Source organism: Variovorax sp. 10L426 (assembly GCF_056395305.1).
This window is the reverse complement of the sequence record NZ_JBFTJF010000018.1, coordinates 55104-68060: the sequence shown is the minus strand read 5'-3', so window position 1 is coordinate 68060 and position 12957 is coordinate 55104. Positions and strand designations below refer to the sequence as shown.

The following is a 12957-nucleotide window of genomic DNA, read 5'->3' as shown; positions in this document are numbered from 1 at the left end:
CAAGGCATCGAGGGATGCGCGGGATTTTCACCTTTTTCGATGGTTCATTGCGCTTTCGGTCTGCAGGCCGGGATAGCGGACCTGCCGCTTTTCTTTGAGAATCCGCAGCCTGTGCCACTGGAGACAGCGCGTGCCATGACGGTTTCCTCACAAGGCTGCATCCGACGACAAGCGTTGCTGCTGGGCGTGACGCTGGCCCTCGGCGCGTGCACCACTTATGGGTTGGTCGAGAATGTGCCGCTGGCGCCGGGTCAACATGAGCCTGTCTATTCGCTAGGTGAATTTGCCAGGAACCAGCATCGTCATTCCGACGAGTTGATGCTGGCGGTTGCCTTCTCAGGTGGCGGCACGCGCGCCGCAGCCCTGTCCTATGGCGTGATGCAGGAACTGCGCGACACCCATGTGCAGATGAACGGCAAGGCGCAAAGCCTGCTCGATGCGATCACGGTCATCAGTTCGGTTTCCGGGGGCAGTTTCACGTCGGCCTACTACGGCCTCTACGGCAATCGCATCTTCGTCGACTACGAGGAGCGATTTCTTCGCAGCGACGTTGAAGCCGCACTGGTGCGCGGCTTTTTGAATCCCGCGCGCTGGTTCAGCAGCCACGGCCGCACCGAAATGGCGGTGACCTACTACAAGCAGTCGCTTTTCGGCGATGCGACCTTCGGCGACCTGATCAAGCGTGATGCCCCATTGATCCTCATCAACAGCTCCGACCTGAGTTCGGGCGGGCGCTTTTCGTTCGTCCAGGAATATTTCGACCTGATGTGCTCGGACCTGAGCAAGTTTCCACTCGCGCGCGCTGTCACGGCCTCGAGTGCCGTGCCGGTGCTGTTCGGACCGGTGGTGCTCGAGAACTACAGCGGCTGCGCTCGCGGCACACCCGCCTGGCTCGAGGCCGCGAAGAAACGCGACAGTGACAACGACTACTTGACCATGGTCGTGCAGGACGACCTCTCGTACCAGAACAAGGTCACGCACAAGTACGCCCAACTGGTCGACGGCGGGATTACCGACAACCTGGGCCTCCGTGCACTGCTGGGCGCTGTCGATCTGGCGGGCGGTGCGAAGAAATTCATCCAGGCGCAGGGCATCGCGCCACCGCGCCGCATCGCCATCATCTCGGTCAACGCGGCGGCCGATGCGGTCGGGGGCATCGGAGAGACCAGCCGCGAACCGACATTCGAGCAGACGATGAATGCCGTCACCAACGTCCAACTGCATCGCTACAACGTGGCGACACTTCAGCAGACGCAGCAAAGCCTCGACCAGTGGACTCGCGAACTTTCAACGCCCGAACGGCCCGTCAGTTCGTACTTCATTCGATTGAGCTTCGAAGATGTGCCCGACGTGCGACTGCGCCGCTTCCTGAACGAGATCCCGACCAGCTTCGTGCTGGACAAGGAGCAGGTGGCGCGGCTGATTGCCACTGGCCGCGAGTTGCTGCGAAGCAATCCGGACTATCAGCGACTGCTGGCAAGTTTGCGGACGCCTGCAGGCACGGTCGGGCTCACGCAGCCTGCGGCGCCGGCTTGATGTTGACGTTCAGGCTGAAGATGTTGTCCGGGTCGTATTCGGCCTTGATGCGCGCAAGACGCTGGTACTTGGCCTCGCCGTACGAGGCGCGCACGCGGTCGTCGTCAGCCTCCACCATGAAGTTCACGTAGCCACCCGACCCGGTTGCAAGCGGCCGCATCGCCTCCCAGAAATTGCGCACCCAGGCTCGATCGGCTTCGTACATCTCGCGTTGCGGGGCGGCGGCTTCGATGTTGAACACGTAGTTGGCAGTCCGGCTTCCGCCGAAGGCCGTGTCGGCGTCGCCGGGGGTGCGGTAGGCACCGGACAGGATGAACGTCGGGCAGAAGGACAGCGGGGAACTCTTCTTCGGCACGTGTTCGCCGATGACCGCGATCGCAGCGTCCGACAACTCGTCGAGGTAGAGCGCTTTCTCATAGCCGAGCGTTCCCCAGGTGGCGCTGTCGTTGAACATCTGCTGGAGCGCAACGTAGGGAATCGGCGTGACCAACTCGAAGAGAGGCGGCACTGCCTCGCGAATCGGGGCGATGACGGCCCGGTGTTCCTCGGCCGATCCGAAGCCCGCGACCAGCAGCGCATGCCCAGGCAGAAACCGGTGCTGCTCGGGCACGAACGGCGCAGGCGGCGCGCTCAGGCCGATCGCGAGGAAGGCAGTCGCGTTGTCGGGCAAGGTCTTGACGAACTCGCGGGCGAACTGCAGGGCCTTGGAACCGTTGTCGAGTCCGAAGAAAAACAGCCCGAGGTTGACCAGAGGGCCCACGGGATGAAGAGCAAACTCGAATGAGGTGACGACGCCGAAGTTGCCACCGCCGCCGCGCAGCGCCCAGAACAGGTCGGAGTTCTCTTCGGCTGACGCGCGGACAACGCGCGAGTCGGCGGTCACCACTTCGGCGGCGACGAAGTTGTCGCACGAGAGTCCGGCCGCCTTGGTGAGCCAGCCGATTCCTCCTCCGAGGGTGAGCCCTGCAATCCCGGTGTGGCTGATGAAGCCACCGGGGGTCGCCAGCCCGTGCGCCTGCGTCGCCGCGTCGATGTCCGCCCAGGTCGCGCCGCCACCGCACACAGCCCGCCGGGCCACAGGATCGACGACGACGCCATTCATGGCGCCGAGATGGATCATCAGGCCGCCATCGCACACGGAGTTTCCGGCGTAGCTGTGACCGCCCCCGCGGATCGCGAGCTGAAGCCCATGCTCGCGCGCGAAGCGGATGGCGCCCGCGACCTGATCGGCCGTGGTGCAGCACGCAATCAACGCAGGCCTGCGGTCGATGACGCCATTCCAGATTGCGCGCGCCTTGTCGTATTCGGGATCGCTGGGCGTCAACGTCTGTCCGCTGAAGGCCGTACGGAATGCTTCGAGCCCGTCATTCTTCTCATACGTCATGCGCCTTCTCCGGAAGTGCTGCGAGCGGCGCACTTTACTCTGGCGCCGACGGCGACACAATGCGCCGGGAGGCCTACGCCAGCGCAAAGAAGCGCATCACCACCTGCGCCGGATGCCGCACGCCGACGCCGACGAACATGCGTTCGCCGATCCAGCGCAGCGCCGGCGAGGCGGTCTCCATGCGCGGGTTGCAGCGGAAGTAGATCTGCGCCGGATCGACCGGCTCCCCGCGCAGCAGCTTGGCCATCACCTCGGCCGGTGCCGCGCGCACGGCGTGGTTCTGCACGTAGATCAGATCACCGGCGTCCGTTTCGAGCCCATAGCGCGCATCGAGCTCGGACAGCGTGTCACTCACGATCAGCTGGAAATCCGTGCCGCCCGGCAGCACGCGCGCTGTCCAACCGTTGCCGCGTGCCGTGCCGCCGGTGATCGGCACCAGCCGCCGCATGCCGCGCGGCCCGGTGCTCAGAACCTGCGGCGCGCCGACGTCGACCTGGAGGTCGGCGAAGTATTCGAGGGAAGGCGGGGCGAGCGGGTCCGGCTGGTTCATCCTCACGCCTCCGCGCTGGCGGTGTCGAGCAGGGCGATGATTTCTGGCGCGAGTTGCAGATTGGCCGCTGCGATCAGTTCGTCGAGCTGCTTCACCGACGTGGCGCTCGCGATAGGAGCCGTCACCGACGGCCGGGCGATCTGCCATGCGAGGGCGATCTGGCCTTGTGTGGCGCCGGTGGCCTTGGCAGCCTTGTCGAGCGCATCCAGGATGCGCAGGCCGCGTGGGTTCAGGTATTTCCTGGTCGTGTTGGCGCCGCGCGCGCTCTTCGCGGCGTCGGCCTCGCTGCGGTACTTGCCGGTCAGGAAGCCGGCCGCGAGTGCGTAGAAGTTGATCACGCCCACGCCGCGATCCACGCACAGCGGCTCCAGTTCCTTCTCGAATACGGCGCGGTCGTACAGGTTGTAGAGCGGCTGGAGGCTCTCATAGCGAGGCAGCCCCTGCTTTTCGGCGACATCCAACGCCTCTGCCAGACGCGGCGCGGTGAAATTCGATGCGCCGATGGCCCGCACCTTGCCCGCCTTGATGAGCGCGGCAAAGGCCTCAGCCGTTTCCGCCAGCGGCGTCTCAGGATCGTCGTCGTGCGATTGGTAGAGGTCGATGTGATCCGTCTTCAGGCGCTTGAGCGACGCGTCCACCGCCTCGCGGATGTAGGCAGGGGAGAGCCCCTTCTTGCCTTCGCCCATCGGCTTGCCTACCTTGGTCGCCAGCACCACGCGGTTGCGCTTGCCGGTCTGCCGCAGCCACTTGCCGATGATGGTTTCGGATTCGCCACCACTGTGGCCCGGCACCCAACTCGAATAGACGTCGGCGGTGTCGACGAAGTTGAAGCCGGCATCGAGCCACGCATCGAGCAGCCGGAACGACAGCGTTTCGTCGACGGTCCAGCCGAAGACGTTGCCGCCGAAGGCCAGGGGCGAGACTTGCAGGCCGGAACGGCCGAGGGGTCGAAATTGCATGGATGTTCTTCCTGTCAAGGTAAGTCGGTCAGACGAAGCCGATGGCGCCGAGCAGGGCGCCGGCGCCGAGCAACCACAGCAGGTGGATGCGGGTGCGCCAGACGATAAAGGCCGCGACGCCGGTAAGGAGCCAGAGGTGCCATGCGGGCCCGTTGCCGGTGTGGTTACCCGTCGCCAGCACCCAGCCGGTTGCGATCAGCAGGCCCACGACGACCGGCGCCATGCCCTGCTTGAAGGCCCTCACTTCGCGTCGCGTGCGGTTGCGGTGGCCCCAGCGGGTGGCGAAATAGGTCAGCGTGGTGCTGGGCAGCATGATGCCGATCATCGTGACCGCCAGCCCGAACAGGCCGAGCAGCCAGGCCTGCGGCCCGGCACCGATGCCGCCGCCGGCATTGAGCCCGACATTCCAGCCCATCAGCGCCACGAAGAGCACGTTGGGCCCCGGTGCCGCTTGCGCGATGGCGATCGAGGAGGTGAACTGCGCGTCGGTCAAAAGGCCGTGCTGCCCGACCAGGTAGCGGTGCATGTCGGGCACCGTGGTGATGGCGCCGCTGATCGACAGCAGCGAGAGCATGAGGTACTGGGCGAAGAGCGCCAACCAGTCGTGCCAGTGCATTGCAATGCTCATGGCTCGATCCTTCGCCACGTCCAGACACAGGCGGTGCCGCCGACGGCCAGCAGCACCCAGCCGAGCGGAATGCGCGCCAGCGCGATGGCAACAAACACCAGCGCGACGGTGACGAGGCATGCGCTGAAGCCGAGTGGATGGCGGCGCAGCGGCGGAATCAGCTTGACGCCCGTGGCCGCGATCAGTCCGCCCGCCACGGCGCCCATGCCGCGAAGCGCACCGGCCACCTGGGGGTTGCCGGCAAACTGGGCATAGAGCACCGCCAGCACCAGGATCACGCCGAGCGGCACGGTCAGCATGCCGGCCAGCGCCGCCATCGCACCGCGCAGGCCGAAGTGGCGGTCGCCGATCATGAGGGCGAGATTGATCACGTTCGGCCCCGGAAGAACCTGGGCGACCGCCCAGTCCTCCAGGAATTCGTCGGGCGTCAGCCACTGCTTCTTTTCGACGATCTCTCGCTGGACGACAGCGAGGACGCCGCCGAAGCCCTGGAGCGCCAGCCATGTGAATGAAAGGAACAGATCGCGCGGGGAGTGAGGTCGCGGTCGGTCTGTCGCCGATGCCGCGCTGTGGAGGGGCGGATGCATTGCGGCCGATTATCGTGGCCCGGGGCGAGACGCGCTGAGCTCGTTCAAAGTCGTCGCGCAGCGCTCTTCCGCTTGGAGGAACCTGTCGGAACTTCGCCGCGGGCGGTCCGTCGAACTCTTCTTGACGTGCGGCTTCTGATCGCGCGCAAGCGCGTTGGGATGCACGAAGGCGCCCGGCTCCGTACGCTGAAAGGAGAGCGCGCATGGAAAAAATGCTTCACCTGCTCGAGACTTTCGCCGCCCGCGGAAGCGATGGCCAGACCTACCGTGTCCAAGCCTATGAACACCTCGCTCGTCTCGACGCGGTTCCCGACACGCAAAGGCAATGGGAGCCGACGGGGCTGACCGAATACAAGCTGGCGGACGGTCGGCATGTCAGCGTTGACAAGGATGGCGCGATGACCTTGGCCGGCACGGGGATGAGGCTGGAGCGCGCGCCTTAGTGGCAGGGTTTTGTGGGTACCCCCAACCAGAGGAGAGGACCATGGCAACAACCGAGAAAAAACGCCCGATCGCCCAGTTCGAGCCCGGCACCTACCGGGTGAATCCACCCAAGAATGCGAAGGAGGTGATCGACCTCGTGCGGGGGCACGGAATCCAGATCGTCGACCTCAAGTTCACCGATCTGCCTGGACTGTGGCAGCACTTCTCGATCGCACTGCCGGAACTCAACGACGAGTTGTTCGAAGATGGCATCGGGTTCGATGGATCCTCGATCCGCGGCTTCCAGGAGATCCACGAGTCGGACATGCTGCTGCAGCCGGACCCGACCACCGCGTTCATCGATCCGATGTGCGAGACCCCGACACTTTCAATGATCTGCGACGTGATCGACCCGGTCCTCAAGGGACCCTACTCGCGCGATCCGCGTTTCGTGGCCCGCAAGGCCGAGCGTCACTTGAAGGACACCGGGGTCGCGCAGACCTGTTACTTCGGCCCCGAGCTCGAGTTCTTCATCTTCGACTCGATCCGGTTCGAGCAGAACACGCATTGCGGCTACTACTACGTCGATTCGGTCGAGGGCGCCTGGAACTCGGGCCGGGACGAAGGCGCGTTCGGAGGCGGGAACCTCGGGTACAAGCCGCGCTACAAGGAAGGCTATTTCCCCGTGCCCCCGCACGACACCCTCCAGGACATCCGATCGGAGATCGTGCTCGGGTTGATGAACGCAGGTGTGCAGGTCGAAATCCACCACCACGAGGTATCGACCGCGGGCCAGAACGAGATCGACATGAAGTTCGCGCCGCTCGTGCGGATGGCCGACAACGTGATGGTCTACAAATACTTCGTCAAGAACATCGCGCGCCGGCACGGCAAGGTTGCCACGTTCATGCCTAAGCCGCTCTTCGCTGACAACGCGAGCGGCATGCACTGCCACCAGAGCCTGTGGAACGCCAAGCGCAATCTCTTCTATGACGCCAAGGGTTGGGCGCTGACCTCCGAGCTGTGCCGCTGGTACATCGGCGGGCTGCTCAAGCATGCGCACGCGCTGATGGCGTTCTGTGCACCGACCACCAACTCCTACCGTCGGCTCGTACCAGGCTACGAGGCGCCGGTGAACCTGGTGATGTCGCAGCGAAATCGCTCGGCTGCGGCGCGCATCCCGATGTATTCGGACTCACCGAGCGCGAGGCGCGTCGAGTTCCGTTGTCCGGACCCGACTGCGAATGCCTACCTCGCATTCGCGGCGATGCTCATGGCGGGCCTCGACGGGGTCGCCAACAAGATCGACCCGGGCCCACCGCTGGACAAGAACATCTACGAGCTACCCCCTGAAGAGGCAATGAGCATCGCGAAAGTCCCGGGATCGCTCGATGAGTCGCTTCGCGCGCTGGAGAAGGATCACGATTTCTTGATGCACGGAGACGTGTTCACCACGGACGTGATCGAAACCTGGCTCGAATACAAATGGAAGCATGAGGTCGATCCCGTGAGGCTGCGCCCGCACCCGTGGGAGTTCCACCTCTACTTCGATGCATGAGGTCGGGCTTGCGAAGCTTTGGCATGCTGCGACACTGCGCGCATGAATGTCATCCGTGCGCTGATCGATCTCTGCAAGCAGACCTTCGCGTCGTGGCGGGCCGACTATGCCCCGAGCATGGGCGCGGCGTTGGCCTATTACACGGTGTTCTCGGTGGCGCCGCTGATCCTGATCGTGATCTCGGTCGTCGGCCTCGTGTTCGGGCGCGAAGAGGCGCGCGGCGAAATCTTCGAGCAGATCTCGGGGCTGATGGGCGCCGAAGGCGCGCGCGCCGTGCAGGTCATGCTCGAAGCCCTCAACAAGCCGAGGCAGGGCATCGTCGCGACGGTGGCCGGCATCGTGCTGCTGGTTGTCGGTGCGACCACGGTGTTCGGGGAGCTTCAGGACGCCTTCGACCGCATCTGGCGCGCGCCGGCGCGGCAGACCTCCAACGGCATGCTGGACCTGGTGCGCGTGCGGCTGCTCTCGTTCAGCATGATCATGGGCATCGGCTTCCTGTTGATCGTGTCCCTGGTCGTCAATGCGGCGCTGGCGGCGCTCGGCGAATGGTGGGCGCCCGTCTTCGGCGGCTGGGCGGCGGTGGCGCAGGAGGTCAATTCCGCCTTCGGCTTCGCGATCGTGACAGTGGGGTTCGCGATGATCTTCAAGATCATGCCCCGTGTGAGCGTGCAGTGGCGCGACGTGTGGATCGGCGCGTTGGTCACCGCGGTGCTGTTCACGGTCGGCAAGTACCTGATTGGCCTGTACATCGGCAAGACCGGCATCGCCTCGGGCTATGGCGCGGCCGGGTCGCTCGTGGTGGTGCTGGTGTGGGTCTACTACTCGGCGCAGATCTTCTTGCTGGGCGTGGAGTTCACCTGGGTCTATGCCCACGAATACGGGTCCTTCAAGGGCACGCCGCGTCCGGGCGCGCTGGCGTCTCCGACCCGTCCCGATCAATCGGCCGCGCTCAAGCCTAACCCTTGAAGCCGCCCTCATCGAGGAACCTGCGTTCCTCGGGCGTGGTGTCGCGCCCCAGTGCGGCGTTGCGATGCGGAAAGCGGCCGAAGCGCGCAATGATGTCGCGATGGTGCACCGCAAAGCGCCGTGTGTTGGGGTCAAGCTCGGCGTTGAGGACGACCGAACGCTCCTGATCCGCCAGCGACTCCGAGTGCATGAAGGGCAGGTAGAAAAAGGGCCGCAGCGCCGGCTCGACCTGCCGATCCAGTCCGGCATCGACGGCGGCCGATGCCACGGCCAGCGCCTTGGCGTCGGTGGCGTACATGCGGCCGCTGTCGCGCCAGGTATTGCGCGGGAACTGGTCCAGCAGCACCAGCAATGCCAACGCGCCCTCGGCGTCGGCGGCCCAGTGGTCGAGCGTGCCGCTGGCGGCCGCATGGTGCGCCGCCTCGAAGCGTGACTTGAACGCGGCGTCGAAGGCGTCGTCCTTGGCGAACCATCGGTCGGGACCGGCGTCGCGCCAGAAACCGACGACATCCTGGGCGGAGGGGAGGGTGCTCATGTATCGGAATGATGCCACCGCGATGGCGAAAGACGGGTTCGTGGCCGACATCGCTCCACCGGGATGCTGTCTATGCTGACATTTCGAAAACTGCTGGAGATTCGTCCATGACCCGATATGGCACCACCTTGCGCATGGCCCTCGTGGCCGGCGTTGCGACCGCCGCCCTCGCAGGCTGCGGAATGATGTCAAAGTCCAACACCGCCAGCTTCAGCGGCGCGATGAACGCGGCCAGCGAAGTGCCGCCCAACATGACGCGCGGCAGCGGCCTGGCTGAAGCCTGGCTGAACAAGGACACGAACGTGCTCAAGTACAAGATCACGTTCGAGGGATTGAGCGGCCCGGCAACAGCGGCGCATTTCCATGGACCGGCCTCGGCGGGCGCCAACGCTGCCGTGGTGCTTCCCTTCGCGTCGCCGACCAGCCCCATCGAGGGACAGGCAACCCTGACGCCGGCCCAGGCCGCCGACCTGATGGCGGGCAGGTGGTACGCCAACGTGCACACCGCGGCGAACCCGGGCGGCGAGATTCGGGGACAGATGTTGCCGAAGATGTAGCTTCCGGCAGAAGCGGGAGCTTCTCGCATGGTGTCCAATGACGCCATGCGAAATCCTCGAAAAGTGACGCTTTCCGCCGTCCAGTCCTCCGTCCCCCGTGTCGATATCGCCACCGTCAAGAAGGCGCTGGTGTTGCAGGGGGGCGGCGCACTGGGCGCCTACCAGGCCGGCGTGTACGCCGGCGTCTTCGAACGGCACCGGACGCTCGACTGGGTGGCCGGCGTGTCGATCGGCGCGATCAACGCGGCACTGATTGCCGGCAACGCCCCCGACATGCGCGTACAGCGATTGCGGGAGTTCTGGGACCTCGTTTCTTCCGGCCCCGCTCAGCGCGTGCCCACGTGGTGCTTCGACCGGACCGCGTTCAACCAGTGGAGCGCGACCACGACAGCGATGTTCGGCGTGCCCGGCTTCTTCGAACCCCGCCGCACGCCGGCGCTGCTTCTCGGTGCCTCCGCACCGGTGCTGAGCTACTACGACACCTCGCCGCTGAAAGCCACGCTGGAGCGGCTGGTGGACTTCGATCGAATCAATCATCCCGACGTGCGCTTCAGTGTGGGCGCGGTCAACGTGCGCACCGGCAACTCGATCTACTTCGACAACACGGTGCAGCGCATCGGCCCGGAGCACATCATGGCCAGCGGCGCGTTGCCGCCGGGCTTTGCGCCGGTGAACATCGACGGCGAAGACTACTGGGACGGCGGCATCGTCTCCAACACGCCACTGCAATATGTGCTCGACACGCACCCGCGGAGCGAGCCGCTGCTGGTGCTGCAGGTTGACTTGTTCAGCGCGCGCGGCTGCCTGCCGCGCACCATCTCCGAAACGCTGGAGCGGCAGAAGGACATCACCTATTCGAGCCGCACCCGCATGAACACCGACGCGCTCGCATCGAACATGAACCTCCAGCAGGCCATCTCGGACCTGATCAAGAAGCTGCCCCCGGCGCTGCGCAACGACCCGAGCGTGGCCTCGGTGAGTGCCCAGTTGTCCCACAAGCCCGTCGAGATCGTGCACCTGATCTACCGCGACAAGCCCTACGAACTCGAATCGAAGGACTACGAGTTCTCGCGCGCATCGGTCGACGAGCACTGGGATGCCGGTCTTCGCGACATCCGCAACACGCTCGACCATCCCGAATGGCTGCAGAGCGCGTCGCAGACCAACGGCGTCACCACCTTCGATCTGACCGAACCCAACGCCCGCCGCGTCCGGCGCCCGATGAAGCTGCCGCAGATCCCCGCCGCCGAATAAGCATGCGGATCAGGTTCGCTTAAGACGCGGCACGCAGATTGCACGCTCTCACTCGCTCTCTTTCACCTCCGTCACGCAAAGGAATCTTCATGCAACTCAAGGACAAGGTCGCTTTCATCACCGGCTCGGCCAGCGGTATTGGCAAGGAAATCGCCATCGTGTTCGCCCAGGAAGGCGCCAAGATCGTGATCGCCGATCTCAACAAGGAAGCCGCCGATGCAACGGCCGCCGAACTCAAGGCGACCGGCGCGCAAGCCATCGGCGTCGGCGTCGACGTCACCAGCGAGGACCAGGTCAATGCATCGGTCGAGGAGGCCGCCAAGGCTTTCGGCGGCATCGACATCCTGATCAGCAATGCAGGCATCCAGATCGTCCATCCGGTGGAGGAGTTCAGCTTCGCAGACTGGAAGAAGATGCTGGCGATCCATCTCGACGGTGCCTTTCTCACCACCAAGGCCTGCCTCAAGCACATGTATGCGCAAGGCCGCGGCGGCAGCGTGATCTACATGGGCTCGGTGCATTCCAAGGAAGCCTCGCTGCTGAAGGCGCCGTACGTCACAGCCAAGCACGGCCTCATCGGGCTCGCGAAGACTGTCGCCAAGGAAGGCGCCAAGCATGGCGTGCGCGCCAACGTGATCTGCCCGGGCTTCGTGCGCACGCCGCTGGTCGAAAAGCAGATTCCGGAGCAGGCCAAGACGCTGGGCATCACCGAAGACCAGGTGATCAAGAACGTCATGCTCAAGGAGACGGTGGACGGCGAGTTCACCACCACCGACGACGTCGCGCGCGTCGCGCTGATGTTCGCAGCGTTCCCGACCAATGCGCTGACGGGTCAGTCGCTGGTCGTGAGCCACGGCTGGTTCATGCAATAGGGGCGAGCCTGAGTTCCCAGGTCTCACCGACCAGTTGCTGGCCGAAGCCCTCGTAGGGCTCCGACTTGACGAGTTTGAACCCTCGCGCGGCGTAGATGCCGCGTGCGGCCGTCAGGCAACTGTTGGTCCACAGCACCATCTTCTTGTAGCCCTTGTTGCGGGCAAAGGCGATGCATTCGTCGGTCAGGCGTGCGCCCAGTCCAAGGCCGCGCGCCTTGGCGCTCAGGATCAACATGCGGAGTTGCGCCGTCGTGGCCGATTTGCGCACGACGAATACGGCTCCGACCCGCTCGCCATCCAATTCTGCGATCCAGCAGCGCTCCCACGCGGGCTGGAACTTGCGCAGGAACTGACCGGCAATGTCGGCCACCAGCGCTTCGAAATCGCTGTTCCAGCCATATTCGCGCGCATAGATCTCGCCGTGGTGCTGAACCACCCAGCCGATATCGCCCGGACCAGGATCGCGCAGGACGACTGTTCGCTGGGGGCGGGCTTCGCTTGAGGGGGCGAGCAGCGTCTGGACGGTGCTCATGGCGTCGATCAACCGGCGCCGCTCGGGTGCGGCCAGCGGCGCGAGGAGGGCGGCGGCTTCGTCGCGTGATTTCTGCTGGAGCGGCGCAAAAGCTTGATAGCCGGCCTCCGTCAAGCGCAAAAGACTTTGCCGCGCGTCCCGCGCATTCGTCTCCCGCGTGAGCCAGCCGTTTGCTTCGAAGCGGCGCAGGATGCGGCTGAGGTAGCCGCCGTCCAGATGCAAGTCCTTGCCGATCTCGCTGGCCACAGGCGCTTCGCGGTGCGCCAACTCGTACAGGACCCGTACGTCGGTGAGTGACAGGTCGCTGTCCAGGTAGGGGTCGAGCACGCCGATGCGGCGCGTATAGAAGCGGTTGAACTGGCGGATCGCCTTGACCGCGGCCACATCGTGAAAAACGGTGGCGGGCGAAGAGGGAGGTGTTTCGACTGACATGCTTGCCATTGTCATTCGATTGCTTGACCAAAGCAATCAATTGAGCGATCGATCCGGACGCGTGTTTTAGCCTTTAGGGCGACAAAACCAATGGGAAACCCTAAAATCGCGGGTTGCCCACAACGGGCCCACCCGGCCCGCAGGCCTCCAAGGCGACATTGCCACCCAGTGCCGCCAATATCCC

At 64.8% G+C, this 12957-nt stretch carries 14 protein-coding genes; 7 read left to right on the top strand and 7 right to left on the bottom strand.

Annotated features, from left to right (window positions below; all coding sequences use genetic code 11):
* Positions 1-135 precede the first annotated feature (135 nt).
* Positions 136-1536 carry a patatin-like phospholipase family protein gene (locus tag AC1DHL_RS23700; RefSeq protein WP_478163571.1) on the top strand — a complete coding sequence of 467 codons (1401 nt, stop codon included), beginning with the start codon at positions 136-138 and terminating at the stop codon, positions 1534-1536.
* On the opposite strand, the gene AC1DHL_RS23695 is transcribed toward AC1DHL_RS23700, so the two are convergent.
* The 5 genes from AC1DHL_RS23695 to AC1DHL_RS23675 form a co-directional block, all read right to left on the bottom strand.
* Positions 1511-2920, bottom strand: coding sequence for an FAD-binding oxidoreductase (locus AC1DHL_RS23695; RefSeq protein WP_478163570.1), 1410 nt, complete (start codon positions 2918-2920; stop codon positions 1511-1513). The genes AC1DHL_RS23700 and AC1DHL_RS23695 overlap by 26 nt on opposite strands.
* 73 nt (positions 2921-2993) lie before the next feature.
* Positions 2994-3470, bottom strand: a complete 477-nt coding sequence (locus AC1DHL_RS23690; protein WP_478163569.1) for a DUF3237 domain-containing protein — start codon at positions 3468-3470, stop codon at positions 2994-2996.
* A gap of 2 nt (positions 3471-3472) precedes the next feature.
* Complete coding sequence (locus AC1DHL_RS23685) at positions 3473-4429, bottom strand: aldo/keto reductase (RefSeq protein WP_478163568.1); 957 nt, start codon at positions 4427-4429, stop codon at positions 3473-3475.
* Between the two features lie 28 nt (positions 4430-4457).
* Positions 4458-5057 (bottom strand): chromate transporter, encoded by a 600-nt coding sequence (locus AC1DHL_RS23680; RefSeq protein WP_478103785.1) that lies wholly within the window; start codon positions 5055-5057, stop codon positions 4458-4460.
* A complete protein-coding gene (locus tag AC1DHL_RS23675; protein ID WP_478103783.1) occupies positions 5054-5644 on the bottom strand; it encodes a chromate transporter in 591 nt (196 codons plus the stop codon). The genes AC1DHL_RS23680 and AC1DHL_RS23675 overlap by 4 nt, the downstream gene beginning before the upstream one ends.
* Positions 5645-5847: 203 nt before the next feature.
* On the opposite strand from AC1DHL_RS23675, the gene AC1DHL_RS23670 reads away from it, so the two are divergent.
* Genes AC1DHL_RS23670 through AC1DHL_RS23660 form a run of 3 tightly spaced genes read left to right on the top strand, consistent with a single transcriptional unit; the run spans position 5848 to position 8591 of the window.
* Positions 5848-6087, top strand: a complete 240-nt coding sequence (locus tag AC1DHL_RS23670; RefSeq protein WP_478163567.1) for a hypothetical protein — start codon at positions 5848-5850, stop codon at positions 6085-6087.
* Positions 6088-6128: 41 nt separating this feature from the next.
* Positions 6129-7625 carry a type I glutamate--ammonia ligase gene (gene glnA / locus AC1DHL_RS23665; protein ID WP_478163566.1) on the top strand — a complete coding sequence of 499 codons (1497 nt, stop codon included), beginning with the start codon at positions 6129-6131 and terminating at the stop codon, positions 7623-7625.
* A 42-nt stretch (positions 7626-7667) separates the two neighbouring features.
* The gene (locus AC1DHL_RS23660; protein ID WP_478163565.1) at positions 7668-8591 is read left to right on the top strand and encodes a YihY/virulence factor BrkB family protein; all 924 of its coding nucleotides are present in this window, start codon (positions 7668-7670) and stop codon (positions 8589-8591) included.
* Here AC1DHL_RS23660 and AC1DHL_RS23655 read toward each other — a convergent pair.
* Complete coding sequence (locus tag AC1DHL_RS23655; RefSeq protein WP_478163564.1) at positions 8581-9126, bottom strand: DUF924 family protein; 546 nt, start codon at positions 9124-9126, stop codon at positions 8581-8583. The genes AC1DHL_RS23660 and AC1DHL_RS23655 overlap by 11 nt on opposite strands.
* A gap of 107 nt (positions 9127-9233) precedes the next feature.
* On the opposite strand from AC1DHL_RS23655, the gene AC1DHL_RS23650 reads away from it, so the two are divergent.
* The 3 genes from AC1DHL_RS23650 to AC1DHL_RS23640 all read left to right on the top strand — a co-directional run bounded on the left by AC1DHL_RS23650 (position 9234) and on the right by AC1DHL_RS23640 (position 11809).
* A complete protein-coding gene (locus AC1DHL_RS23650) occupies positions 9234-9683 on the top strand; it encodes a CHRD domain-containing protein (RefSeq protein ID WP_478103779.1) in 450 nt (149 codons plus the stop codon).
* Between the two features lie 105 nt (positions 9684-9788).
* Positions 9789-10937 (top strand): DUF3734 domain-containing protein, encoded by a 1149-nt coding sequence (locus AC1DHL_RS23645; protein ID WP_478163603.1) that lies wholly within the window; start codon positions 9789-9791, stop codon positions 10935-10937.
* 89 nt (positions 10938-11026) lie between these two features.
* Complete coding sequence (locus tag AC1DHL_RS23640; RefSeq protein WP_478103776.1) at positions 11027-11809, top strand: 3-hydroxybutyrate dehydrogenase; 783 nt, start codon at positions 11027-11029, stop codon at positions 11807-11809.
* On the opposite strand, the gene AC1DHL_RS23635 is transcribed toward AC1DHL_RS23640, so the two are convergent.
* Entirely contained in the window at positions 11799-12773 is a 975-nt protein-coding gene (locus AC1DHL_RS23635; protein WP_478163563.1) for a bifunctional helix-turn-helix transcriptional regulator/GNAT family N-acetyltransferase, read from the bottom strand. The two genes, AC1DHL_RS23640 and AC1DHL_RS23635, sit on opposite strands and share 11 nt — an antisense overlap.
* Positions 12774-12957 lie beyond the last annotated feature (184 nt).